The 24285-nt window shown below is 73.3% G+C and carries 27 protein-coding genes; 16 read left to right on the top strand and 11 right to left on the bottom strand.

The features are described 5' to 3' along the window. Positions 1–18: 18 nt before the first annotated feature. Positions 19–858 carry a helix-turn-helix domain-containing protein gene (locus ACFVTX_RS15790; RefSeq protein WP_386901736.1) on the top strand — a complete coding sequence of 280 codons (840 nt, stop codon included), beginning with the start codon at positions 19–21 and terminating at the stop codon, positions 856–858. 58 nt (positions 859–916) lie between these two features. Here ACFVTX_RS15790 and ACFVTX_RS15785 read toward each other — a convergent pair whose 3' ends face one another. After that, positions 917–2269 (bottom strand): glutamyl-tRNA reductase, encoded by a 1353-nt coding sequence (locus ACFVTX_RS15785; RefSeq protein WP_386901734.1) that lies wholly within the window; start codon positions 2267–2269, stop codon positions 917–919. A gap of 80 nt (positions 2270–2349) precedes the next feature. Then, positions 2350–3057, bottom strand: a complete 708-nt coding sequence (locus tag ACFVTX_RS15780; RefSeq protein ID WP_386901732.1) for a hypothetical protein — start codon at positions 3055–3057, stop codon at positions 2350–2352. A gap of 383 nt (positions 3058–3440) precedes the next feature. On the opposite strand from ACFVTX_RS15780, the gene ACFVTX_RS15775 reads away from it, so the two are divergent. The 7 genes from ACFVTX_RS15775 (at position 3441) to ACFVTX_RS15745 (ending at position 9555) form a co-directional block, all read left to right on the top strand. Next, positions 3441–4754 (top strand): MinD/ParA family protein, encoded by a 1314-nt coding sequence (locus ACFVTX_RS15775; RefSeq protein WP_386901731.1) that lies wholly within the window; start codon positions 3441–3443, stop codon positions 4752–4754. A gap of 79 nt (positions 4755–4833) precedes the next feature. Then, positions 4834–5988: a uroporphyrinogen decarboxylase gene (gene hemE, locus ACFVTX_RS15770; protein ID WP_386901729.1), complete on the top strand. Its 1155-nt coding sequence runs from the start codon at positions 4834–4836 to the stop codon at positions 5986–5988. Beyond that, positions 5985–7508, top strand: coding sequence for a protoporphyrinogen oxidase (hemG, locus tag ACFVTX_RS15765; protein ID WP_386901727.1), 1524 nt, complete (start codon positions 5985–5987; stop codon positions 7506–7508). The genes hemE and hemG overlap by 4 nt, the downstream gene beginning before the upstream one ends. A 102-nt stretch (positions 7509–7610) precedes the next feature. Beyond that, positions 7611–8078: a YtxH domain-containing protein gene (locus ACFVTX_RS15760; protein ID WP_386901726.1), complete on the top strand. Its 468-nt coding sequence runs from the start codon at positions 7611–7613 to the stop codon at positions 8076–8078. 20 nt (positions 8079–8098) lie between these two features. Then, complete coding sequence (locus tag ACFVTX_RS15755) at positions 8099–8506, top strand: phage holin family protein (protein ID WP_386901724.1); 408 nt, start codon at positions 8099–8101, stop codon at positions 8504–8506. Next, positions 8490–8798 (top strand): hypothetical protein, encoded by a 309-nt coding sequence (locus tag ACFVTX_RS15750; RefSeq protein ID WP_386901722.1) that lies wholly within the window; start codon positions 8490–8492, stop codon positions 8796–8798. The genes ACFVTX_RS15755 and ACFVTX_RS15750 overlap by 17 nt, the downstream gene beginning before the upstream one ends. A gap of 25 nt (positions 8799–8823) precedes the next feature. After that, positions 8824–9555 carry a GntR family transcriptional regulator gene (locus tag ACFVTX_RS15745; RefSeq protein WP_386901720.1) on the top strand — a complete coding sequence of 244 codons (732 nt, stop codon included), beginning with the start codon at positions 8824–8826 and terminating at the stop codon, positions 9553–9555. Here the strand turns inward: ACFVTX_RS15745 and ACFVTX_RS15740 are convergent. The 7 genes from ACFVTX_RS15740 to idi are packed head-to-tail and all read right to left on the bottom strand — an operon-like array spanning position 9545 to position 15261. After that, the gene (locus tag ACFVTX_RS15740; protein WP_386901719.1) at positions 9545–10432 is read right to left on the bottom strand and encodes a prenyltransferase; all 888 of its coding nucleotides are present in this window, start codon (positions 10430–10432) and stop codon (positions 9545–9547) included. The genes ACFVTX_RS15745 and ACFVTX_RS15740 overlap by 11 nt on opposite strands. Continuing rightward, positions 10422–10733: a lycopene cyclase domain-containing protein gene (locus ACFVTX_RS15735; RefSeq protein ID WP_386901717.1), complete on the bottom strand. Its 312-nt coding sequence runs from the start codon at positions 10731–10733 to the stop codon at positions 10422–10424. Before ACFVTX_RS15735 ends, ACFVTX_RS15740 begins: the two co-directional genes overlap by 11 nt. After that, a complete protein-coding gene (locus ACFVTX_RS15730; protein WP_386901715.1) occupies positions 10730–11122 on the bottom strand; it encodes a lycopene cyclase domain-containing protein in 393 nt (130 codons plus the stop codon). Before ACFVTX_RS15730 ends, ACFVTX_RS15735 begins: the two co-directional genes overlap by 4 nt. Beyond that, entirely contained in the window at positions 11119–12684 is a 1566-nt protein-coding gene (gene crtI, locus ACFVTX_RS15725) for a phytoene desaturase family protein (RefSeq protein WP_386901713.1), read from the bottom strand. The genes ACFVTX_RS15730 and crtI overlap by 4 nt, the downstream gene beginning before the upstream one ends. Continuing rightward, entirely contained in the window at positions 12681–13595 is a 915-nt protein-coding gene (locus ACFVTX_RS15720; RefSeq protein WP_386901711.1) for a phytoene/squalene synthase family protein, read from the bottom strand. The genes crtI and ACFVTX_RS15720 overlap by 4 nt, the downstream gene beginning before the upstream one ends. After that, positions 13592–14653, bottom strand: a complete 1062-nt coding sequence (locus tag ACFVTX_RS15715) for a polyprenyl synthetase family protein (protein ID WP_386901709.1) — start codon at positions 14651–14653, stop codon at positions 13592–13594. Before ACFVTX_RS15715 ends, ACFVTX_RS15720 begins: the two co-directional genes overlap by 4 nt. Beyond that, a complete protein-coding gene (idi, locus tag ACFVTX_RS15710; RefSeq protein WP_386901707.1) occupies positions 14650–15261 on the bottom strand; it encodes an isopentenyl-diphosphate Delta-isomerase in 612 nt (203 codons plus the stop codon). Before idi ends, ACFVTX_RS15715 begins: the two co-directional genes overlap by 4 nt. 97 nt (positions 15262–15358) lie before the next feature. On the opposite strand from idi, the gene ACFVTX_RS15705 reads away from it, so the two are divergent. Further along, complete coding sequence (locus tag ACFVTX_RS15705) at positions 15359–15940, top strand: MarR family winged helix-turn-helix transcriptional regulator (protein WP_386901705.1); 582 nt, start codon at positions 15359–15361, stop codon at positions 15938–15940. A gap of 36 nt (positions 15941–15976) precedes the next feature. On the opposite strand, the gene ACFVTX_RS15700 is transcribed toward ACFVTX_RS15705, so the two are convergent. Continuing rightward, positions 15977–16420 (bottom strand): pyrimidine dimer DNA glycosylase/endonuclease V, encoded by a 444-nt coding sequence (locus ACFVTX_RS15700; RefSeq protein WP_386901703.1) that lies wholly within the window; start codon positions 16418–16420, stop codon positions 15977–15979. A 128-nt stretch (positions 16421–16548) separates the two neighbouring features. On the opposite strand from ACFVTX_RS15700, the gene hemQ reads away from it, so the two are divergent. From hemQ to ACFVTX_RS15680, 4 genes are read left to right on the top strand one after another with little or no spacing between them, the layout of a single operon-like run. Further along, entirely contained in the window at positions 16549–17301 is a 753-nt protein-coding gene (gene hemQ / locus ACFVTX_RS15695; protein ID WP_386901701.1) for a hydrogen peroxide-dependent heme synthase, read from the top strand. Then, positions 17301–18374, top strand: a complete 1074-nt coding sequence (locus tag ACFVTX_RS15690) for a ferrochelatase (protein WP_386901699.1) — start codon at positions 17301–17303, stop codon at positions 18372–18374. Before hemQ ends, ACFVTX_RS15690 begins: the two co-directional genes overlap by 1 nt. Then, the gene (gene hemC / locus ACFVTX_RS15685) at positions 18374–19327 is read left to right on the top strand and encodes a hydroxymethylbilane synthase (RefSeq protein ID WP_386901697.1); all 954 of its coding nucleotides are present in this window, start codon (positions 18374–18376) and stop codon (positions 19325–19327) included. The genes ACFVTX_RS15690 and hemC overlap by 1 nt, the downstream gene beginning before the upstream one ends. A gap of 14 nt (positions 19328–19341) precedes the next feature. Further along, positions 19342–20142, top strand: a complete 801-nt coding sequence (locus tag ACFVTX_RS15680) for a uroporphyrinogen-III synthase (RefSeq protein ID WP_386901773.1) — start codon at positions 19342–19344, stop codon at positions 20140–20142. Positions 20143–20155: 13 nt separating this feature from the next. Here ACFVTX_RS15680 and ACFVTX_RS15675 read toward each other — a convergent pair whose 3' ends face one another. Then, on the bottom strand, positions 20156–21124 hold the full coding sequence (locus tag ACFVTX_RS15675) for a phosphotransferase (protein ID WP_386901695.1): 969 nt from the start codon (positions 21122–21124) through the stop codon (positions 20156–20158). Between the two features lie 161 nt (positions 21125–21285). Between ACFVTX_RS15675 and hemB the strand changes: the two genes are divergently transcribed. The 3 genes from hemB to ACFVTX_RS15660 all read left to right on the top strand — a co-directional run bounded on the left by hemB (position 21286) and on the right by ACFVTX_RS15660 (position 24159). Then, positions 21286–22284: a porphobilinogen synthase gene (hemB, locus tag ACFVTX_RS15670; protein ID WP_386901693.1), complete on the top strand. Its 999-nt coding sequence runs from the start codon at positions 21286–21288 to the stop codon at positions 22282–22284. Continuing rightward, the gene (gene hemL / locus ACFVTX_RS15665) at positions 22281–23609 is read left to right on the top strand and encodes a glutamate-1-semialdehyde 2,1-aminomutase (RefSeq protein WP_386901691.1); all 1329 of its coding nucleotides are present in this window, start codon (positions 22281–22283) and stop codon (positions 23607–23609) included. Before hemB ends, hemL begins: the two co-directional genes overlap by 4 nt. 169 nt (positions 23610–23778) lie before the next feature. Beyond that, the gene (locus ACFVTX_RS15660; RefSeq protein ID WP_386901689.1) at positions 23779–24159 is read left to right on the top strand and encodes a hypothetical protein; all 381 of its coding nucleotides are present in this window, start codon (positions 23779–23781) and stop codon (positions 24157–24159) included. Positions 24160–24285: the final 126 nt, after the last annotated feature.

The raw sequence follows: 24285 nt of genomic DNA, 5'->3' as shown, positions 1-24285 counted from the left end.
GACGACTATCGTTGCGACATGGTGACGAACTGGGCGCGCTACGTCGCGACCTCACCGCTGCTCCGTGACCACGGGCTCGTCTGCCTCGGCGCAGGCGAGCAGAGCGAAGCACGCACCGGATTCTCCGGCCGTCGCATCGAGAGCCACGCGCTCGTCTTCGTGAGCGAGGGCGCCGGGGCCTACCAGGATCATCGACACGGACGGATCGAGTTCGCGTCGCCGGCGGTGATCCGCGTCCCGCCCGGGCGCGTGCACGGCTATGGACCGGGACCCGACGGGTGGACGGAGCACTGGCTGCTCCTCGAGGGCGTGACGGTGCCTGCGCTCGTCGAGCTCGGTGCGTTCGAGACGGCACGTCCGGTCACACGCCTCGCCCGCACGCCCGCCGAGCTCCCCGCGCTGTTCGCCGAGCTGCGCGACCTGCTCGACTCGCCCCGCCGCTCTGCGCGGCTCGAGACATCCGCGATCTGCCTCCGCCTCGCCGCGCTCGCCGCCGACGTCGAGATCCGGCCCGACGGCGCCGAGCGCACGGCGGCTCGCGTCCTCGCCGCTCTCCGGGAGACGGCCGCCGATCGGGTTGACGTCGCCGAACGGGCCAGGCGACTCGGGCTCTCGCCCGCTGCGTTGCGCGCGGTCGTGCAGCAGGCCGCCGGGCAGTCGCCCCACGAGTTCATCGTGACGACTCGGATCGAGCGGGCGCAGGCCCTGCTCGCCGGCACGGCATTGCCCGTGCGCGTCATCGGGGCGGCCGTCGGCTATGACGATCCCGCGTTCTTCTCACGGCTCTTCGCCCGGAAGGCGGGCGCCCCGCCGACCGAGTTCCGCGCGGCGCACGCGCGGCGGTCGCCGGGTTCCTGACGCAACCTTGCACTTTCGTGCGCGGCGGTGGCCATCGCAGCCACCGGATGCCCCGGGGCTAGTGCAGCTCGTCGGCGCGCACGCCGAAGACGGCCTCGAGGCCGTCGATCCAGGCGCGCTGCTCGCCCGAGCGGGCGTACTCGCGGGAGCGCACCATCGGGGTGTGCAGCAGCACGCCGGCCATGTGGCGCAGCGCCGCCTCGACCCGTTCGTCGACGACCGCGTCGCCGGTGCCGCGCGAACGGGCGCGGGAGATCTCCGCGTCGAGCACGCCCTGCACGTGCGAACGCAGTGCGACGACGGAGGGCGCGAGGTCGAGCTCCTCGCCGACGGCGCCGAAGTTGCGGGCGGCACGGTCGACGATGACCCGGGCGTCGTCGGTCGCGCCGAGCTCTTCGAGCGGTGCGTGACGGCGGATGGTCTCGAGGTCGAGCAGCTCGACCCCGTCGACCTCGACGACATCGGTCGCGACGTTGCGCGGCATGCCGAGGTCGATGACGAGCTGGCGGGCGTCGTGCGCGGCCTCGGGCACGGGGCACCAGGCGCGGAACTCGGCAAGCACCGCCGACGCGGAGGGGTCGGGCGCCGTGTGGGAGGCGGAGAGCGTCGCGCGACCGCCTTCGAGCAGCACCCGGTCGACGACGTGGTGGTCGGCGGTCGTGCAGGTGATGATCACGTCGGCCGCGGCTGCCGCGACGGCGTAGCCCGAGTGCGAGACGGCGGTGATGTCGTGATTGCGGGCGAACTTCGCGGCCCGACCCGAGGGCGAGTAGACGCGCACGTCGTTCGCGCCGCGGTCGCGGAGGGCCGCGAGCGTCGCGCCCGCGTACTGGCCGGTGCCGACGAGCAGCACGCGCGCGGCGGACCAGTCGGAGACGCGGCTCGACGCGAGTTCGAGGGCGAGGCGCACGAGCGAGCGGCCGGCGCCGCCGACGCCCGTCTGGTTCTTCACCCGGCGCGAGGTCTGCGAGGCGCGCTGGAAGAGGCGCTCGAGCTCGGGGGTCGTCGTGCCCTCGGCGCGGGCGCGCTCGAGCGAGCGGCGCACCTGCCCGGCGATCTCGCCTTCGCCGACGACGACCGATTCGAGGCCGGATGCCACGGAGAAGAGGTGTCCTGCGACGGCATTGCCGTGCACGAAGCCGAAGGTCGCGCGCAGCTCGTCGGGCTCGAGTCCGGCGACGTCGCTCACGGCGCGGATGGCCTCGTGGACCGCGGGCACGGGGGAGTCGCCCTCGGGCGTGTCGAGGTCGAGGTAGGCCTCGAAGCGGTTGCAGGTCGCGACGACGATCGCACCCTGGAGCGTGTCATGACGGTCGAGGATGCGCGGGGCGGCGGTCTCCGCGTGCGCCGACAGACGCTCGAGTGTGTCGAACCCGGCATTCTTGTGGCTCGCGGTCAGGCAGATGAGCACTCAAGGATTCTACCCGCCGTCGAAGCCGAGGATGACTCACGGGGTCACGGGTGCGCCGGGCCTCGCCGAGTGCGTCGGTGTCAGCGCGCCGCGGCGAGCATCTCGCGGGTGATCACCGGGATCGGCGCGGTCAGCGGCGGCAGCTCGAGCCCCTCGCGCTCGAGGGCGGAGCGGTGCAGCGCCTTCCACGAGCGGACGATGGCGTAGAACGGGGCGTCGGTCACCGCGAAGGCACCGGGGCGTTCGGCGGCCAGGATGATCGGCAGCGCGATGCTCGCACCGTCGCGACGCACGCGGACGACCACGATCGGCACCGGGCGGCTGCCGGCGATCATCTCGTCGGCGCGGATGTTGCGCACCTCGCGCCACGCGAACTGCGCGGTGCGACGGGGCCTCCGGCCACCGCTCCAGAGGGAGAGGCCCTCGTCGTCGGCGACGATCGAGAAACGGTTCGAGAGCGGAACGCGGCGGCCGAGGAGCTCGCCGAGCGTCGCGTCGAGCTCGCGATGGCGGAGGCCGCACTCGACGCTGCCCGCGAAGCTGTGCTCGAGCGCGCGGCGGCGGGCACGGCACCTGGCGAGCGAGCCGAGGCGCACAACCAGCGCGACGACGACGAGCGCGGCGACGGCGGCGAGGAACATCGGCGTGGCCGCCCGCCCCGACACCTCGGGGAGGCGCGGCACGAGCCGCTCGACCTGCGGCGCCGCGGCGACGAGGCCGCCCACGACGAGCACGGTGAGCACGGCGACGAGCCAGGTCAGCGGCAGGCGGTGCTCGGCGGTATTCATCGGGGTGCGCCGCTCGCCGGGTTCGCGCCGTTCGTGGGTCGGGCGGAACCGGGCGGGGTGCACCCGCAGCCGCAGAGGCAGGTGGGCGTCGCAGCGGGTGCGAGGGGCATCGTGACGATTCGGGACACGTCGCTTCTCTCCGTGGGGGCGGAGGCGTGTCGACGTCGACGTCGACACGTCGTCGTGCCGTCGGGACGGGGCACAACGCCCCCGACTCTAGCGCGAACAGCGATCGAAGGTAAGGGTTCTTCAGTTCGATGTGGGGGCCGCGATCGCACCGGCTACGCTCGAACACGGGGGAATCGCACAGCATCCGGTCGCGTCCGGGTGCTGTTCGGCGTTCGCGGCGATTCCCCGGTGACGCACATGGGGGAGATGTGAACGTGAATACCAGCCAGCCGACCGTCTACCTGCGATCGAGCACGGAGGCCGAGGTCCATGTCGACGGCGACGTCGAGCAGGTGATCGCCGCGAGTCGCGATGCCCTGAACGAGCGGATCGTGGAGGCCGTCCGGTTGCGCGCCGCCTCCGCCGGGACTCCGTTGACGGCGCACCTCGTCGACGGGGCGAGGACCTGGTCGCTCGTCATCCACCCCGACGGCGCGGTGACGATGCCCGAGGCCGCGCCGGGACATCCCCAGCACGAGGCGGCCGCGCCGAACCCGACGGCGCCGCTCCCCGTCCCGGCGGCCGCCGCGAGCACGGCACTGCCGGCGAGCCCGCTGCCCGCGACGCCGACGCGCGCCGCGGCGGTCGACACCGGCAAGCCCACGGTCGACGACCTGCTGAACAGCCGCAGCCGCCCGCGTCGCGATCGGGCGACGACCGGCTGGCGCGGCGCGGTGCGCAAGGTGACGCGAGGCGCGATCTCGCCCGCGCCCAGCCGCGCCGAGCAGTCGCGCCTCGAGCGCGAGCGCGCGGTGCAGCGACGCCTCGGCGGGCCGCGCACGATCGTCATCCTGAACCCCAAGGGCGGCGCCCACAAGACGACGAGCACGCTGCTGCTCGCGGCGACCTTCGGAACGCTCCGCGGCGGCTCGACCCTCGCCTGGGACAACAACGAGACGCGCGGGACGCTCGGGTGGCGTGCTCAGCACGCGCCGCACCATCGCACGGCGGTCGACCTGCTCGGCGACCTGCCGAGCTTCACCGATGCGGACGCCTCGAGCCTCGCCCGCCTCGACGCCTACGTCCGCACGCAGGTCGACGCCCGCTTCGACGTGCTCGCCTCCGACGAGGACGCCACCGCGTCCTCCACGATCGACGCGGCCGCGTTCGACCGGCTCCACGAGGTGCTCGCCAAGTACTACCGGATCATCCTCATCGACACGGGGAACAACATGCGGGCGTCGAACTGGATCGCCGCGGTGGCCGCGGCCGACCAGCTCGTCATCGTGTCGACGGTGCGCGAGGACACGGCGGCGAGTGCCGCGTGGCTCCTCGACGGGCTCCGCGAGAAGGGCTTCGGGCAGAAGGTCGACGAGGCCGTGACCATCCTGGCCGCGCCGTCGGCGCGCCCCGACCCCGCGCTCGTCGACCGGCTCGAATCGCACTTCTCGCAGGTCACCTCCGCGGTCACCCGGGTGCCGTTCGATCCAGCCCTCGTGGACGGCGGCCCGATCGACTTCGAGGCGCTCTCGGACGGCACCCGTGACGCGTGGCTGTCTGCGGCCGCGGTGATCGCGGAGCGGTTGTAGGCGCCGGGTCTGCACGAGGCAGGCGTGCGGTCGGCACGAGCCGGAGCGTGTCGAGGCCCTCCCAGCCCGATGCGAGACAATGTCGGGCGTGATCCTCTCCCCGCAGCATCCCCTCTCCGCCGGCCTCACCAGCGACTCGCGCCTCGTGCGCGCCTACCGCGGTGAACGCGCCGACACGACTCCGGTGTGGTTCATGCGGCAGGCCGGCCGCTCGCTGCCCGAGTACCGCGACCTCCGCGTCGGCACGCGCATGCTCGATGCGTGCCTCGACCCCGTGATGGCGAGCGAGATCACCCTGCAGCCCGTGCGGCGCCACAAGGTCGACGCGGGCATCTTCTTCAGCGACATCGTCGTGCCGCTGAAGCTCGTCGGCGTCGACGTCGAGATCCAGCCGGGCCGCGGCCCGGTGTTCGGCAAGGGCTACGCGGATGCTGCTGCGGTCGCCGAGCTGACGGCGATCGACCCCGCACGCCTCGACGAGGCATCCGGCCCGATCACCGAGGCGGTGGCGCAGACGATCGCCGAACTCGCGACGACCGACAACGGCTCGGGCACCGCGACGCCCCTCATCGGCTTCGCGGGTGCGCCGTTCACGCTCGCCGCCTACCTCACCGAGGGCGGCCCCTCGAAGGATCACCTCGCCGCCCGCACCCTCATGCACGCCGACCCCGGCGCGTGGCGCGCGCTCATGGAGTGGATGGCCGAGCTCACGGGCCGGTTCCTGCGCACGCAGGTGCTCGCCGGCGCTTCGGCCGCGCAGCTCTTCGACTCGTGGGCCGGCGCGCTCTCGCTCGCCGACTACGAGACCCACGTCGCCCCCGCCTCGGCGAAGGCGCTCGCGCACGTGCACGACCTCGCCTACGAGGTGACGGATGCCGCGGGGCAGGCGCAGCCCGCCCGCCCGGTGCCGGTCGTGCACTTCGGCGTCGGCACCGGCGAACTGCTCGGCGCGATGAAGGAGGTCGGCGTCGACGTCGTCGGCGTCGACTACCGGGTGCCGCTCGACGTCGCCGCCGAGCGCATCGGCGCGGGCGTGCCGCTGCAGGGCAACCTCGACCCCGCGCTGCTCGCGGCGCCGTGGCCGGTGCTCGAGGCCGCCGTGCGCGACGTGCTGCGCCGCGCCGAGGTCGCGCCCGCCCACGTCTTCAACCTCGGCCACGGCGTGCCGCCCGAGACCGACCCGACCGTGCTCACCCGCGTCGTCGAGCTCGTGCACGAGGCGGGCGCCGCGTGAGCGACGGGGGTCTCGAGACGAGCGCCCCTCGATCGTCGGGGTCCGACGTCGTCGTGATCGGCGGCGGCGTCGCCGGCATGGTCGCCGCGCTCGAGTGCGCGAAGATCGGCCTCGCCGTCACGATCGTCGAGCGACGCGGTGAACTCGGCGGTTGCGTCGGCCGCATCGAGCTCGACGGACTCACGCTCGACTCGGGCGCCGAGTCGTTCGCGACCCGTGGCGGCGGCGTCGCCGAGCTCCTCTCGTCGCTCGGGCTCGACGACGAGATCGTCGACCCGAACCGCGCGGGCGCATGGCTCGTCTGGGGCGACGGCGGCGCACTCGACGCCGCGCCGCTGCCGAAGACCGGCGTCCTCGGGATCCCCGCGAACCCGCTCGGCGACGACGTGCGCCGCATCATCGGCTGGAGCGGCGCGACGCGCGCGTATGCCGACCGGCTCATGCCGATCCTCCGCATCGGCCGCGCGCACAGCCTCGGCAAGCTCGTGCGTTCGCGCATGGGGCAGGCGGTGCTCGACCGGCTCGTCACCCCGATCTCCTCCGGCGTGTACTCGGCCGACCCCGACCTGCTCGACCTCGACCTCGTCGCGCCCGGGCTCAACGAGGCGATGACGCGCACGGGCTCGCTCTCGGGCGGCGTCGGCCAGATGGTCGAACAGCGCAAGGCAGGCGGCGCGGTGCGCGGTCTCCGCGGCGGGATGCACACGCTCGTCGACGCGCTCGCCCGCGAACTCGACCGCTTCGACGTGACGGTGCTCACCGGCGTCGAGGTCGCGGCGCTCGAGCGCGACGGCGACGGGTGGGTGGTGCGCGGGGAGCGTGGTCTCGATACGGTCGCTCCGCTCCCTGCTCGACCGACGGAGGAGGCCGATCGATCGACCGAGCCGGTCGAGCTCTTCGCGCCCGACGTCGTGCTCGCCGCGGCCTCGCACACCTCGCTCGGGCTCCTCGAGCAGGCCGTCGAGGGGTGGGAGTCGACGAGCGACTGGCCGCAGGGGGCATCCATCGAACTCGTGACGCTCGTGCTCGACGCGCCCGCACTCGACGACGCCCCCCGCGGCACCGGCGTGCTCGTCGCCGCCGACGCCCCGGGCGTCGCCGCGAAGGCGCTCACCCACTCGTCCGCGAAGTGGGCGTGGCTCGCCGAACAGGCCGGAGGCCGTCACGTCGTGCGCCTCTCCTACGGCCGCGCGGGTCAGGCGAATCCCCTCGAAGGGCTCGGCGACGACGAGGTCTCGGCGCTCGCGCTCGCCGACGCGAGCGCGGTGCTCGGCGTGCCGCTCGACGCCGGGATGCTCCGGGCCGCGGGCCGCACCGAATGGCGCGACGCCGTGTCGCACGCCGCCATTGGCCAGCTCGAGCGTGTGCGTTCGCTCGAGGAGACGATCGCCGCGGAACCGGGCATCGAGGTCACCGGCTCCTGGGTGTCGGGCACCGGGCTCGCCTCGGTGGTGCCGCACGCACGCGAGGCCGCTGCACGCATCCGCCACCGCCGCGTCGCACCGCCCGCGAGTGCATAGCCGAAACGGAATATTTCGTCTCAACCCCCTTGCGTCGCTCGGCGCGGGGTCTACGCTTGAGAGGTCGCTGCAGCGCAACAGCGCAGGAAGTCGGGGGTGCACATGAAGGGCAAGATCCTCTTCGTCGTCGGACTCGGAGTGGGGTACGTGCTCGGCACGCGCGCCGGCCGCGAACGCTACGAGCAGATCAAGCGCGCCGCAGAGGGCGTGTGGAACACCCCCGCCGTGCAGCAGGGCGTCGACTCGGTCAAGGGCTTCGCCGCCGACAAGGTGGGCGACCTCTCCGACAGCGTGCTCGACGGCGTCAAGTCGTTCATCGGCAACGCGACCCGCGGCTCGGGCGCCACGAAGCACGACGTCGCCGACGTGGCGAGCAAGGCGAAGCAGGGCGTCGCCGACGGCGCCCGTGCGACGAAGTCCGCGGTCGACAACGTGGCCGACACGCTGAGCGAGGCAATCGACTCCGCGGCCGACACGGCCGCGAGCGCCGCGAAGCCGGCGAAGCCGAAGGCCACTGCGAAGCGCACCACGACGCCGCGCGGCGGCAAGCCCGCGGCATCCGACTCATAGAGAACCGAGGTGATCGCGCGATGGCCGCACCGACGAACGACGAACGTTCGCTCTTCACACTGATCGGCGAACTGCCCGACACGATCTCGAACCTCGTGAAGGCCGAGATCGATCAGATCAAGGCGGAGGTCACCTACAAGGTCAAGCACTTCGGCATCGGCTCGGGGTTCTTCGTCGTGGCGCTCGTGGTGCTGCCGTTCCTGATCTTCACGCTGCTCGCCGCCGCGATCTTCGCGCTCGCGCTCGTCATGCCGGCCTGGGCGGCCGCCCTCGTCGTGTCGGGTGTGCTGCTCCTCATCATCGCCGTCCTCGTCTGGATCGGCATCGTGAACTTCCAGCGCGGGGCCGAACCGCTCGAATCGGTCGAGAGCCTCAAAGCCGACCTCGACGCCCTGAAGGGAACGGGTGACTATGACCGCCGCTACTGACGCCCCGCGCCCCTCGAAGCGCGAGGTCGCCGAGCGCGAACGCAACCTCACGCGGGTCGAGGCGCGCGCCGCCTCCGCCCAGGCGCGGGCCGAGTTCGCCGGCACCCTCAACGCCCTCGAAGACAAGCTCAACGTGCCGAAGCAGGTGGGCCTCCGCGTCGACCGGGCGAAGGCGTCGATGAAGTCGTTCTACGACGAGCAGCCGGGCGCCGCGATCGCGGCGGCCGTCGGCGTCGCCGCAGCGGTCGGCGGGCTCGTCTGGCTCATCGTGCGATCGAAGCTCCGCGACTGACCGAATCGACACGAGGGGATGCCACGTGCCGCCGCTCTCCGCTGACACCGTCGTCGAACGGGTGCACGAGGCGCTGCGCGCCGAGATCCTGAGCGGCACGGTCGCCCTCGGATCGCCGCTGCGCGAGGAGGCCGCCGCCGAGCGCTTCGGGGTGTCGCGGCACACCGTGCGGGCGGCGTTCCAGCTGCTCGTCGCCGAACGGCTCGCCGTCGCCGAGGCGTACCGAGGGGTGCGGGTCGTGAGTTTCGACCCCGACGAGATCGACGCCCTGCAGCAGCTGCGGGCGGCCCTCGAGGGCGAGGCGGTGCGCGTCGCGGGCGAGCGGTACGGCGACGCATGGCCCGAGGAGGTGCTCGCGCCCGCCGTCGCCGTGCTCGAACGGCTCGCGGAGATCGCCGCGGAAGCGGGGGCGGGGGCGCGCGAGGTCGCCGGCTCCGATGAGGGCATCGACTGGCTCGAGGTGGAGCGGCTGCACGCCGACCTCCACCGGGCGATCGTCGCCGCCTCGTCGAGCCCACGGATCGTCGAGGCGCACGAGGCGCTCGGCAGCGAGCTGCTGCTGTTCCTGCTGCACGTGCGACCCCACTACACGCTCGACGGGCTCGTCGCCGAGCACCGCGAGCTCCTCGACGCCGTGCAGCGCCGCGGCGCCGACGCGATGCGCGAACACCTCGCGCACTCGACCGAGCTGCTGCGCAGGAGCGGGCCGGCCGCGACGAACGCGCCGGTCGTACCGGTCGTACCGCTCACCCCGTGAGCGCCGCGTACCAGATGAGCAGCATGGTGACGAGGAACCCCACGACGTAGTTGATCGCGAGGAACCGCCGCCAGCCGTCGTTCGCACGACCCGAGTCGGCATCGCGCACGTTCGCGAAGGGCGCCGCAGCGGCGATGTAGGGGATCACGAGGATCGCGGCGAGCGGGCCGGGCCATGCGGTCGCGATCATCAGGAGACCGGCGACCGTCCACGCGGCGATCGCGAACCGCACGGTGCGCGCGGCGCCGAGCACGGTCGCGATCGAGGCGATGCCGCCGGCCCGGTCGGGCACGACGTCCTGCACGGCGCCGAAGGCGTGGCTCGCGACGCCCCAGGCGAAGAACGCCCCGAGCAGTGCCACGAGCTGCGGGGTGAGCGCGGCGCCCGCGAGCACGAGCCCGTACACGGCCGGGCTCACGAAGTGGATGCTCGAGGTGACCGAATCGAGGAACGGCACCTCCTTGAAGCGGAGACCGGGCACCGAGTACGCGGCGACCGCGAAGAGGCTGATCGCGAGCACGAGCCATGACCACGGGCCGCCGAGCAGAACGAGCACGACCACGGACGGCGCGCAGAGCGCGATCGCCGCGACGATCGTGAGCCGGTGCCGCCCCGGCTCGAGCAGGGCCCCCTCGACGCCGCCCTTGCGCGGGTTCGCCGCGTCGGAGGCGTAGTCGAAGACGTCGTTGATGCCGTACATCGCGAGGTTGTACGGCCCGAGGAAGAAGAGCGTGCCGACGACGAGCGCGACGTCGATCTCACGGGTGGTCAGCAGGTAGGCGGCGGCGAAGGGGAACGCCGTGTTGATCCAGCTCAGCGGGCGGGAGGCGGTGACGAGCTCGGCGACGACGCCGCGGCGACGGGTCTCAGTCGGCATGCGTGCGCTCCCTCGGGCCGAGCAGGTTCCACAGGCCGCTGAGCAGCAGCACCGCGGCGATCGGGTACGCGAAGTCCTCGACGGGGGCGAGGCCGATGCGCACGCCCCAGATGTGCTCGTCGCGGTAGTCGAAGAGGCCGACCGCGATCATGACCGTGTCGAAGACCGCGGTGAGCACGACGAGCGCGGCCGCCGCGGCGAGCACCGCACGGCCGTGCCCGCGGGGCGCGCGCCGCCACCCGGCCGCCGCGACGGCGGCCGCCGCCGCGAGGAACACGGCCGAGAGCAGGAGATAGGTCACGGACGCGCCTCCCGCCGGGATCCAGCGGAGGCGGCGTGCGCAGCGGGAGCACCGGGAGCACCGCGGGCGGTCCGCCGCGCGACCACCCGCAGCGCCCCCGTGTAGAGCACGAGCGTCAGGTAGCAGAGGAAGCCCAGGAAGACGAGCTCCTCGAGCGGGAGCTCGGGCGCGAGCAGCACCCCCGTGCTCACGGTGTTCTCGGCCCGGTGGAAGATGCCGAGCGCGATGCCCGCGAGATCCCACGCGAGGAAGAACGCGAGCCCGATCGCGAGCACGAGCGCTGCCCGCGCGCCGCGCCCGGACGCGGCGAGCACGAGCCGGAAGCGCACGTCGAGGAGGCCCATGCAGACGAGGCCGCACACGAGGATCGCGAGGTACCCGATGCTCACGCCGGCACGCTCCGCACGCGGGGCTCGGGCAGCGGGCCCGTCCCGCGCTCGCCGCGGACGGCCTTCAGCACGAGTTCGGCGCTGATGAGGCACATCGGCAGGCCGATGCCGGGCACGGTCGTCGCACCCGCGAAGTACAGCCCGGCGACGGTCGGCGAGGCGGTGCGGCCGCGGAAGAAGGCGCTCTGCCGCAGCACGTGCGCCGGCCCGAGCACCCCGCCGCGCCACGAGTTGAAGTCGTCGGCGAAGTCGGCGGGGCCGACGGTGCGGCGCACGACGATGCGATCGGCGAGGTCGCGCTCACCCGTCCAGGCGGCGATCTGCGCGATCGCGGCGTCCGCGACCCGTTCGACCGTCGCATCGCCCCCGCCGTCGACGCCGCCGTGGCCGAGACCGGGATCGGCGGGAACCGGCACGAGCACGAAGAGGTTCTCGTGGCCTTCGGGCGCGACCGTCGGGTCGCTCGCGCTCGGCATGCAGACGTAGAGGGAGGCCGGGTCGGGTACCCGCGGCGACCGCCCGAAGACGGCGTCGAAGTTGGCCGTCCAGTCGTCGGTGAAGAGGAGGTTGTGGTGCGTCAGCCGGGGGAGCCGGCCGCGCACCCCGAGCATCACGAGCACCGCGCCGGGCCCCGGGTCGGCGCGCCGCCACGAGGCCTCCGATCGGCTGCGCAGCTCGGGCGGCAGCAGCGCGTGCTCGGTGTGGTGCAGATCTGCGGCCGAGACCACGAGGTCGGCCTCCGCCACATGCTCGGCACCGTTCGCATCGACATAGCGGATGCCACGCGCCGCCCCCGATTCGACGACGATGCCCGTCACCCGGGCGTTGAGGACGAACCGGGCACCGGCGCGACCAGCGAGCCCCGCCACACGATCGATGAGCTCGCGGAACCCGCCGAGCGGATACCGGACCCCGTCGTCGAGGTCGAAGTGGCTCATCAGGTGGTACATGCTCGGCGCAGCCTGCGGGGAGGTGCCGAGGAACACCGCCGGGTAGCCGAGCACCTGCCGCAGCCGCTCGTCGCGGAAGCCCGCGGCGACGAAGCGGTCGAGCGGTTGCAGCAGCAGGCGCGCGAGCCGCCCGAGCCGTCGCAGCACGGGAGCCGAGAGCAGCGCGACCGGCGACGAGAAGTCGGTGTACAGGAAGCGGTCGACCGCGAGCCGCGCCGTCTCGCCCGCCGAGTCGAGGTGACGTTCGAGCGCTGCGCCGGCACCCGGCTCGATCGACTCGAAGGCGGCGACCGAGCGGGCGCGGTCGGCACCGAGGTCGAGCGGCCCCGGCCGCCCCTCGAAGAACACGCGGTAGCCAGGGTCGAGGCGCACGAGCTCGAGCTCGGCGGCGGTCGTCGTGCCCATGAGCCGGAAGAAGTGCTCGAACACCTCCGGCATGAGGTACCAGGAGGGCCCGGTGTCGAAGCGGAACCCCGAGGCATCCCACCGCCCGGCGCGACCGCCGAGCTCGCCGTGCTGCTCGACGACGACGACCTCGTGGCCGTCGCGCGCGAGCAGGGCCGCGGACGCGAGCCCGGCGATGCCCGCGCCGATGACGGCGACGCGGCTCACGCCGTCGCCCCGATCGATCGAGTCGCGGGACGGCGATGCGGGTGCGGGCGCGAGGCCGCAGCGCGAACGAGCAGCACGAGCTTGCGCGAGGTCGGCACGCTCACCCGCGTCGACAGGAGCTCGGCCGCCGGGGTGCGCCGCAGGCGCACGGCGAGGGCGGAGAACAGTGCATGCGCCGCGGCGACGGCGCGGCGGCCTCCGCCGGGGAGCTCGCCGACCACCTCGCCGGCGATCGCGAGATCGCGATCGATGTCGTCGAGCAGGCGATGCTTCTCGGCCTCGCCGAACGAGTGCGGATCGAGACCCGGGAAGTAGTTGCGGCCGAGCGCGTCGACGTCGTCGGCGAGATCGCGCAGGAAGTTGATCTTCTGGAACGCCGCTCCGAGGTGCCGAGCGCCCCGCTGCCAGCGGGCATCGCGGGTCTCGTCGCTCGGGAGCCCCTGGCTGAAGGCGCGCAGGCACATCAGCCCGACGACCTCGGCCGAACCGTGGATGTACTCGCGGAGCTCGGCCTCGTCGAACCGCACCGGGTCGAGATCGCGCCGCATCGACGCGAAGAACGGCCGGGTGAGCTCTGCGCCGAACCCCGTCGCCCGCGCCGTCTGCGCGAAGGCGTGCACGACGAGGTTCGAACTGTAGCCGCGCGCCGTCGCGATCTCGGTCTCCGCCTCGAGCGCATCGAGCAGTTCGCGCCGCTGCGCGGGCCCGAGGCCCGCCTCCTCCGCCGGGCCGTCGACGATCTCGTCGGCGATGCGCACGAGCGCGTAGATGTCGGCGAGATGCGTGCGGACCGTGGGGGAGCAGAGCCGGCTCGCGAGGCCGAACGAGGTCGAGTAGCGGGAGATCACCTGCGCCGAACTGCGTTCGGCGGTGCGGTCGTAGAGCGCGAGGCCCGTCGCGGTCGCGGTCATCGTGCCCGCTCCACGCAGGCGTGCGCGGTCGTCGTGAGTGCGGCGACGAGTGCGGGCGGCAGGGCCGCGCGCTCGATCGCCGCGATCGCGTCGGCGCATCGCTCGTCGATCATCCGCTCGACGCGGGCGCGCGCGCCGCTCGCTTCGATGGCGCCGCGCAGGCGGGCGGCCCCCGCCTCGTCGAGCTCGGCGCAGCCGAAGTCGGCGGCCACGCCGTCCCAGCCGACGTGCTCGCGGGCGTAGGCGATCAGCAGCGTCTCCTTGCCCTCGCGCAGGTCGCCCACGACGGACTTGCCGGTGGCGCGCGCGGAGCCGAACACCCCGAGCACGTCGTCGCGCAACTGGAAGGCGACGCCGAGGTGGCGGCCGATCGAACCGAGCTCGAGCACCGCACGCGTCGGCGCTCCGCCGAGCACCGCCCCCGCCTGGAGCGGCGCGCTGAACGAGTACGAGGCGGTCTTGTGCTCGATCATCGCGAGGATGTCGCCCTCGCCCGGGGCGCCGCCCGCCTGGCGGACGTCGGCGTGCTCGCCCGCCGCGGCGAGGAAGACGCACTCGTCGAGGATCGCGAGCAGGAGCTCGCGCACCTCGACGGGGGCGTCGAGCCCGGCGACCACCCGGTGCGCACCGCTCAGCAGCAGGTCGCCCGCGAGGATCGCGGAGGCCTCGCCGAGCTCGTTCGCGCGGGCGCTCGACAGGCCACGGGCCAGGCCTTCGATCGCGAAACGCCCCGCGACGTTCGGCGCACCGCGGCGCACGAGGTCGTGGTCGATGACGTCGTCGTGCATGAGGAACGCCGTGTGCAGCAGCTCGAACGCCGAGGCGAGCCGCACTGCCTCGTGGGACCGCGCCCCGGCGAAGGCGGCGTGCGCCTCGAGCACGAGCGCGGGGCGGATGCGCTTGCCGCCGGCGGCGCCGTCGCGGGCGGTCCGCCAGAGGAGCACGTAGTCGTCGCCGTGGCTCGCGGCCCGATCGAGCCGTTCGGTGAACCAGCCGTCGAGGAAGGCGTCGACGGCCGCGGCCCCGTCGACCGGGCGATCGAGAAGCGTGCCGATCATGAGGCGATCGCCTCCCGCTCGGCGCGCGAGCCGTTCAGCGAACGGCTCGGCGAACCGCTCGGCGAACCCTCGAGCGATCCGCCGAGGAACGGCAGCAGCCGCGCCTGCAGCACGAACCACGGACTGAACGCCCACGGGGCGTGCTCGATCGCGACGGCGAGCCGGCGGACTTCGACCCAGCGGTATTCGGCGACCTCGCCGGGGTGCGGTTCGGGGATCGAGGAGCTTCGGGCGGTGTAGACGGGGCAGAGCTCGTTCTCGACGATGCCCGAGGCGTCGGTCGCGCGGTAGTGGAACGTCGGGAGCACGGGCTGGATGTCGTCGAGGGCGAGGCCGAGCTCGAACTCGCCGCGGCGCCGGATCGCATGCACGAGCGTCTCCGCCGGGGCGGGGTGCCCGCAGAACGAGTTCGTCCACACGCCGGGCCAGGCCTGCTTCGCGAGGGCGCGGCGGGTGACGAGCAGTTCACCCCGGGCGTTGAAGACGTGGCACGAGAAGGCGAGGTGCCGAGCGGTGTCGGCGCCGTGCACGCTCGCCTTCGGTGCGCGGCCGATCGGGCGGTCGTCGGCGTCGAGGAGCACGACTTCCTCGATGGCGGTGAGGGGCATCGTGTCTCCATCCGTCGGGGCGGCAATGCGTCGATGAATCTGCTTCGGCTAATTACTAGCTTAGCTAGAAACATGCTGCATTCGCTAGAATCTCTCCATGGCAGTCGACGGGGGACCGGGGCACGACATCCGCGGGGCGATGCACGACCCACGCGTGTTCGACGCGGCCGGCGAGCTCGTCGATCGCACGGGCCTCGACGACGACGACGTCGACCAGGTCGTGCGGCTCATGCAGAGCCTGCGCGGCTGGCACGACGCCGCACGGCGCATGAGCGAGGCATCCAGCCGTTACATGAAGCTCAACGAGACCGACATGCGCGCCCTCCGGTTCCTGATCGCCGCCCGCAACCAGGGCGAGATCGCCACGCCCGGCGCGCTCAGCGACTACCTCGGCATCTCCAGCGCCTCGACCACGAAACTCCTCGACCGGCTCGAACGCGGCGGCCACATCGTGCGGGCGCCGCACCCGAGCGACCGGCGCGCCCTCGCCATCACCGTCACCGACGAGACCCGCGCTGTCGCCCGCGAATCGGTCGGGCGCCTGCACGCCCGCCGCTTCGCCGTCGCCGCGGCGCTCTCGCCCGAGGAGCGCGAGGTGGTCATCCGCTTCCTCGACGCGCTCAGTGCGACCGAGGGCGACGGCGGGCACGAGGCCGCGCACGAGGCCGCGAACGACTGAACGCCCGCTGCTGCCGCGTCGGCGCCGCCGTCGGTCTCACTCGCCGGGTCGGGCCCGCTCCCACGACGCGACCTCGCCCGGCACCACCGCGAACAACGGGTGCGACTCGGGCAGCTCGACCTCGGCCCACCGCAGCGCGAGCTCGGGCGAGCGCGCCTCGAGCTTCGCCACGAGGTGCCGCCACTCGAGCGCCAGCTGACCGCGCGTGACCTCGATCGAGACCGGCGAGGCGCTCCGTCGATGCACCTTCGCCGCGTCGAAGCGGTACCCGCGCTCGCCGGCCTCTGCGGCCACGGCAGCGAGGTAGTCGCCGATCGCACCGAGCGGGTCGGGCACCGCGCGGAAGCGCTCGAGCTGCGGGTGGTTCGTGTAGCCGCGCGTCGCCCCCTCGAGCACCGCCTGCGCGAGCAGCGTCTCGCGCCAGCAGGCCGTGAGCCCTTGGCGATCGAGATACCGGGGGTGCACCGACCAGATCCGCATGGCAGGCAGCCTAAGCGCAGCGGGACCGCGCAGTCCGACCCCGGCACGGACGCGCCTGACGGACGGCGACGGCGCGCGGCATCCGAACCGCTTTTGGCCGTTCACCCGGAAAGGGGGAGACTGGAGGCATGTCTTCCCCCGCTGCCGAAGCGGCAGCCGACGCGTTCCAGAACAATTCCGATGCTGCAGGGGCCGACGGCCAGCAGTCGCCCGAGGGCTACACGGTCTTCGCGGTGCTCCGTCGCGACCCCGCCCGCCCCGACGACTTCGACGGCCACGACGTGCGCCGCGTCGTCGAGGAGCTCGACGGCGTGATCTCGCTCGTCGAGAACGAGGGCGTGACCCTCCGCGGCATCTACGACGTCTCAGGCCTCCGCGCCGACGCCGACGTCATGCTGTGGCTGCACGGCCCGAGCGCGGAGGGCCTCCAGTGGGCGCTCCGCGAACTGCGCCGGGCGCGCCTCCTCAAGGCGCTCCTGCCGACGTGGAACGCCATGGGCGTGCACCGCGACGCCGAGTTCAACAAGGCGCACGTGCCCGGGTTCCTCCGCGGGCTCGAGCCCAAGGCGTGGATGACGGTCTACCCCTTCGTCCGCAGCTACGACTGGTACCTGCTCGACCCCGCCGAGCGCAGCCGCATGCTCGCCGAGCACGGCCGCAAGGGCGCCTCGTTCCGCGGCGCGATCGCGAACACGGTCAGCGCCTTCGCCCTCGGCGACTACGAGTGGCTGCTGCCGATCGAGTCCGACGAACTCACCGAACTCGTCGACATGATGCGCGAACTCCGCGCCACCGATGCGCGCATGCACGTGCGCGAAGAGGTGCCGTTCTACACCGGTCGCCGGATCACGACCGCCGAACTTGTGGAGGTCCTCCAGTAATGACGCACTACGACGCGATCCTGCTGTCGTCGTTCGGCGGCCCCGAGGGCCAGGACGACGTGATCCCCTTCCTGCGCAACGTCACCGCCGGCCGCGGCATCCCCGACGAGCGCCTCGAAGAGGTCGCCCACCACTACCGCCACTTCGGCGGTGTGAGCCCCATCAACGAGCAGAACCGGCAGCTGAAGGCCGCGCTCGAGGCCGAGCTCGCCGCACGCGGCATCGAACTGCCCGTGTACTGGGGCAACCGCAACTGGGCGCCCTACTTCGGCGACGTCGTCGCCGAGGCATCGGCGGCGGGCCACACCCGCCTCCTCGGGCTCGTCACGAGCGCCTACACGAGCTACTCGGGCGTCGGCCAGTACCGCGAGGACTTCGAGAAGTCGACGGCCGGCACCGACGTCGCGATCGACCGGGTGCGCGAGTACTTCGACCACCCCGGCTTCGTGCAGCCCTTCGTCGAGGGCGTCGCGGAGGCCACGGCCGAGCTTCGCGCCGAGGGCGTCGCGCCCGAGCGCACCCACATCATGTACGTCACGCACTCGATCCCGAACACCGCGGCGAAGGCCTCGGGCGTCGGCTTCGAAGACCGGGTCGGCACCGACGAGGGCGGCGCGTACGTCGCCCAGCACCTCGCCGTCGCCGCCGTCATCAGCGAGCAGGCGGCACCCGACTCGCCGCGATCGCTCGTCTACCAGTCGCGTTCGGGCGACCCGCGCACCCCGTGGCTCGAGCCCGACATCAACGACGCGATCGAGGAGCTCGCCGCGGCGGGCGGGACCGACGCGATCGTCATCGTGCCCTTCGGCTTCGTCTCGGACCACATGGAGGTCATGTGGGACCTCGACAACGAGGCGCTCGAGACCGCCGGCGAGCACGGGCTCAAGGCCCGCCGCGTGCCGACGCCCGGGGTGCACCCGGCCTACGTCGCCGGCCTCGTCGACCTCGTCCTCGAGCGGGTGAACGACGTGCCCGACGCCGAGCGCCCGCACCTCACCGCGCTCGGCCCCTGGCCCGACCACGCCCGCATCGCGGGCGGCGCCGTCGTCGACGCGCAGGAGGCGACCGCCTGATGGCCGGCGTCATCCGGGTCGGCACCCGCGGCAGCGCACTCGCGATGGCGCAGACGCGACAGATCTCCGAGCGCATCGCGAAGGCCGCCAAGGCCGAGATCGAGCTCGTGCCGATCACGACCCAGGGCGACACCTCGCGCGCCTCGCTCTCGTCCATCGGCGGCACCGGCGTGTTCGCCGCGGCGCTGCGCGAGGCGCTCCTCGCCGACGAGTGCGACCTCGTCGTGCACTCGCTGAAGGACCTGCCGACGGCCGAGCACGAGGGGCTGCGCCTCGGCGCCGTGCCGAAGCGCGTCGACGCCCGCGACGTGCTGTGCGCCCGTGACGGGCTCACCCTCGAGACGCTGCCCGAGGGCGCCCGCGTCGGCACCGGTTCGCCGCGACGCATCGCGCAGCTCGGCGCCGCCCGCCCCGACGTCGTCGCCGTCGACCTGCGCGGCAACATCGACACCCGCCTCGGCAAGGTCGAGTCGGGCGAGTTCGACGCGGTGCTGCTCGCCGCCGCCGGGCTCGGTCGCCTCGGGCGACTGGATGCCGCGACCGACCACCTCTCGTTGAGCGACTGGCCGACCGCCCCCGGGCAGGGCGCCCTCGCCATCGAGGTGCGGCGCGAACGCGGCGACCGCGACCTCGAACGCGCGCTCGAGGCGATCGACCACGCCGTCACCCGGGCCACCGTGCTCGCCGAGCGGCTCGTGCTCGCCGGACTCGAAGCCGGGTGCGCAGCACCGGTCGGGGCGACCGCCTTCATCGAGGACGAACTTCTGTTCCTGACGGCGAGCGTGTACAGTGCCGACGGGACGCGGCGACTCACCAGCTCGCACGCGGCCACCCCCGAAAGCCGCTCGGCCGCCGATCTGGCGGATGCGGCACGCGACGTCGCAGACCGCGTCGTCGACGAACTCCTCGGCAACGGCGCCGCAGACCTCGTTCCCCCTGAGGAGCAGCCGTGACTGAATTCGAACCGATGACGGGCGCCATCAACCTGCCCGCGTCGGGCGACGGCGCCAAGCCGCTCGCCGGCTGGCGCGTGCTCGTGCCCCGTGGCGGGCCCTGGGGCGACGGCGTCGCCGCCGCACTGCGTTCGCGCGGGGCATCCCCCATCGTGGCCCCCCTCATCAACTTCGCACCCGCCGACGACCAGCCCGCCCTCGAGGCGGCGCTCGCGAAGCTCGCCGCAGGCGGCTTCGACTGGTTGACGGTGACGAGTGCGACCACCGTCGACGTGCTCTCCTCGTACGGCGCGGTCATCCCCGAGACGACGAAGGTCGCAGCGGTCGGCGAGACGACCGCTGCCGCGCTCGTCGCCGCGGGCTACCACGCCGACATCGTGCCCGCCGAAGACAACTCGGCCCGCGGCATGCTCGAGGAGTGGGAGGCCGCGACCGAGGGCGCCAGCGGGCTGAGCGTGCTCGCCCTGCGCTCGGCGATCGCGAAGCAGGTGCTCTCGATCGGGCTCGAACGCATGGGCCACCACGTCGAGGCGGTCGTCGCGTACCGCACCGTCGGGGTCCCCGTCACCGAGAAGGTCCTCGCCGATGTGCGCGCCGGCCTCGTGAACGCCGTGCTCGTCACCTCGGGCAGCGTCGCCGAACAGGTGCAGGAGCAGCTCGGCCCGTTGCCCGAGTCGACGCTCGTCGCGGCCATCGGCCCGCAGACCAAGCGCGACGCGGCTGCCGTGGGGCTCCGTGTCGACGTCGTCGCGCGCGAGCGCTCGGCCGAGTCGCTCATCGACGCGGTCGTCGACGCGGCGACGGCGCTCGCCTAGCGAGCCGGTTCGGTCATCCGAGCTCGTCGACCGTCTCGACGAGCCAGCGCCGCACCGCTCGGTCGTGTTCCTCGAACCAGGCGCCCGAGTACCCGCGGGGCGCCGCCTCGACCGTCATGACGAGCGCGAGGTAGGCGGTCCACAGCCGCGTGCGCGTCCGGGCCGCCGCCCCGGGCATCGGCTCGATCCCGCTCGCGTCCGTGTACGCCCTGCGGAACTCCTCGTCGGCGTCGACCGCCGCCGGCACCGCTCGCATGAGGTAGCGCGACGGCAGGTCGGCGGTCGGGTCGGCCCACATGGCGCGCTCGTGGTCGATGACCCCGGTGATCCGACCGTCGCGGGCGAGCAGGTTGCCGTCCCACAGATCGAAGTGCACGAGCGTCGGCGTCACCACCTCGTCGAAGGCCGCGGATGCCTCGTGCAGGAGTTCGCGCAGCACTCGCGCGTCGACGGGGAGTCCGACGCCGAAGCGGCGTGCGTCGGCGAGCACGGCGTCGAGCTGCGCGAGGTAGGCGGCACGGGCGGTCGGCGCCTGCAGCTCGGTGCGGAAGGGGTAGCCGAACACCGCCGGGTTCCCGACGGCGCCGCTGCCGGTACCCGCGCGATGCAGCGCGGCGAGCAGCCGACCGAGCTCCGCCGGGTCGATCCCGTCGCTCGGGGGTGCTCCGTCCAGCTCGGAGAGCACGATCGCCTCGCAGCCCTCGAGCTCGACTGTGCCGAGCAGCTCGGGCTGCGGGGCGTCGGCCCCGGCCAGCGCCGTGAGCGCGAAGGCCTCGGTGCGCAGGAGCTCGCGCTCGTGCGTCAGGCCCGCGACGGGCGGGGGAGCGAGCTTCACGACGGCGGTGCGCCCGTCGTCGAGCGTCACCCGGGCGACCGTGTTCGCGAACCCGCCCGAGAGCGGCTCGACGAGCCGGACGGTGCACCCGCACCTCGCGGCCCAACGTGCGGCGACCCGATCGAGGAGCGGGCGGGGGTCGGTCATCCGCACACCATATCGACCCCGCACGGCCGAGTCGCGCATCGACGCGGTCGTCGACGCGGCGACGGCACTCGCGCAGCGGGTCTCGAGACGCGTGCTTCGCGCGCTCCTCGACCACCGGGGAACGCGGGCGACGCTCAGGCTGGCGCGCGTAGGCTGGTTCGGTGAGTTCCACGCCGCTGCCCCGCGTCCGTCCGCGCCGACTCCGTGAGACCCCGGCCCTGCGCCGCCTCGTCTCCGAGACCCGTCTCGACCCCGCCGACCTCGTCCTGCCGATCTTCGTGCGCGAGGGCGCTTCGGCGCCGCTGCCGATCGCGTCGATGCCGGGCGTCGTGCAGCACTCGCTCGAGAGCCTGCCGCAGGCGATCGAGGAGGCCGTCGCCGTCGGCGTCGGCGGGGTGATGCTCTTCGGCGTCCCCGCGGTGCGCGATGCGCGCGGCTCGGGGGCCACCGACCCCGACGGCATCCTCAACGTCGCGACCGGCGTCGCGCGCGAGGCATCCGCCGGTCGTCTCGTGGTGCAGACCGACCTGTGCCTCGACGAGTTCACCGACCACGGCCACTGCGGCGTGCTCGACGAGCGCGGCCGGGTCGACAACGACGCGACCCTCGAACGCTACGTGGCGATGGCGCTCGCGCAGGTGCGTGCGGGCTCCGAACTGCTCGGCCTCAGCGGCATGATGGACGGCCAGGTCGCCGCGGTGCGCGTGGCGCTCGACGATGCCGGCCACGAGGACGTCGCCCTCCTCGCCTATTCGGCCAAGTACGCGAGCGCGTTCTACGGGCCGTTCCGCGACGCGGTCGAGTCGACCCTCGAGGGCGACCGCCGCACCTACCAGCTCGACCCGGGCAACCGGCGCGAGGGACTGCGCGAGGCGATGATCGACATCGACGAGGGCGCCGACGTCGTGATGGTGAAGCCCGCCGGCAGCTACCTCGACGTGCTCGCCGACGTCGCCGCCGCGAGCGAGGTGCCCGTCTGGGCCTACCAGGTGTCGGGCGAGTACGCGATGATCGAGGCCGCCGCCGCACACGGCTGGATCGACCGCAAGCGCGCCGTCATCGAGTCGGTGCGCTCGATCAAGCGGGCCGGCGCCGACGTCGTGCTCACCTACTGGGCGGTCGAGCTGGCCGAATGGATCCGCAACGGAGAGACCGCATGAACGCCACGAACGCCGAACTCTTCGCCCGCGCGCAGGCCGCGATCCCCGGTGGGGTGAACTCGCCGGTGCGCGCCTTCCGCTCGGTCGGCGGCACGCCGCGCTTCCTCGTCTCCGCGAAGGGCGCGGTCGTCACCGACGCCGAGGGGCGCGAGTACGTCGACCTCGTCGCCGGGTGGGGGCCCGCGATCCTGGGTCACGCCGACGAGCGGGTCATCCAGGCGGTGCAGGATGCCGCGGGCCGAGGCCTCTCGTTCGGCTCGTCGACGCCCGCGGAGACCGAACTGGCCGAGCTCGTCGAGGGCCGCGTCGCCCCGGTCGAGCAGCTGCGTCTCGTGTCGACCGGCACCGAGGCGACGATGAGCGCCATCCGCCTCGCGCGCGGATTCACCGGGCGAGACCTGCTCGTGAAGTTCGCCGGCCACTACCACGGCCACTCCGACGGGCTGCTCGCCGAGGCCGGCTCGGGGCTCGCGACGTTCGCCCTGCCGGGCTCGGCGGGGGTGCCGGCCGAGATCGCCGCGCTCACGCTCGTGGTGCCCTACAACGACCTCGACGCGCTGCGCGCCGTGTTCGCCGAGCACGGCGACCGCATCGCCGCCGTCATCGTCGAGGCCGCGGCGGCGAACATGGGCGTCGTGCCGCCCGCGCCCGGGTTCAACCGCGCGCTCGTCGAGCTGGCCCACGAGAACGGCTCGCTCGTCATCAGCGACGAGGTGCTCACCGGGTTCCGCGTCTCCTCGGCGGGCTGGTGGGGCGTCGAGGCCCGCGACGCGGCATCCGCGTACACCCCCGACCTGATGACCTTCGGCAAGGTCATCGGCGGCGGCATGCCCGTCGCCGCGCTCGGCGGCCGCGCCGAGATCATGCAGCGGCTCGCGCCGCTCGGCCCCGTGTACCAGGCGGGCACCCTCTCGGGGAACCCCGTCGCGGTCGCCGCGGGCATCGCGACGCTGCGTGCGGCCGACGCCGACGTGTACCGGAAGCTCGACGTCGCCGCCGAGGCGATCAGCGAGGCGACCTCCGCCGCGCTCGCCGCGGAGGGCGTCGCGCACCGGGTGCAGCGTGCGGGCAACCTGTTCAGCTTCGTGTTCGGCGAGGTCGCGGGCACCGAGGTGCGCGACTACGCGACGGTGCTGCGGCAGGAGTCGTGGCGCTACGCGCCGTTCTTCCACGCGATGCTCGACCAAGGCGTCTCGCTGCCGCCGTCGGTGTTCGAGGCCTGGTTCGTCACGGCCGCGCACGACGACGCCGTGATCTCGCGCATCGTCGACGCGCTGCCCGCGGCGGCGAAGGCCGCCGCTGCCGCGACCCCGCCCGTGGGCTGAGTCTCCTCGACCGGGGGTCTCGGCGGTCGAGGGCGCCGACGCGCAGCGGCGACGCGTCTCGAAACCCGGTGCGCCGGTGTCGAGTCCGGGTTGCGGGGTTTCGAGACGCGTGGCTCCTTCGTCGCTCGCTCCTCAACCGGCGGGGCCGGATATCGGGCAGGATGGGAACATGGCGAAGCTTCGAGTGCACAGCGACCGGGTCGAGGTCCACCTCACCGCGGCCGAGAAGTCGCTCTCGCTCCGCGCTGACGACCTCGTGGTGCAGCGCGACGACATCCGATCGGCGACGATCACCGACGACCCCTGGATCTGGATCCGCGGCATCCGGCGTCGCGGCACCGAGATCCCGCTCGTCGTCGCCGTCGGCGTGTGGAAGTACCACGGCGGAAGCGACTTCGTCATCGTCAAGGGCAAGCGGCAGGCCGTCGTGCTCGAGCTGGCCGACGGGGAGTTCGCCCGCATCATCCTGAGCACGAACCACGCGGCCGAACTGATCGACCGACTGCGGCTGACGCCGCTCGACGAGCCGGGCGGCCCCGCCGCCTCGTAGCGCCCGACGCCGCATTCCGTCTCCGATTCGGCGGTGGCATCCGGCTCGCCTAGGATGTCCCCCGGACGCCGCGGCATCGCCGCGCCGCCGCCGGGGGCCCTGCAATTCCCGACGGTGTCGGCAAGG

Source organism: Agromyces sp. NPDC058136, assembly GCF_042884375.1.
Lineage (GTDB): Bacteria > Actinomycetota > Actinomycetes > Actinomycetales > Microbacteriaceae > Agromyces.
This window is presented reverse-complemented; position numbering and strand designations above follow the sequence as displayed.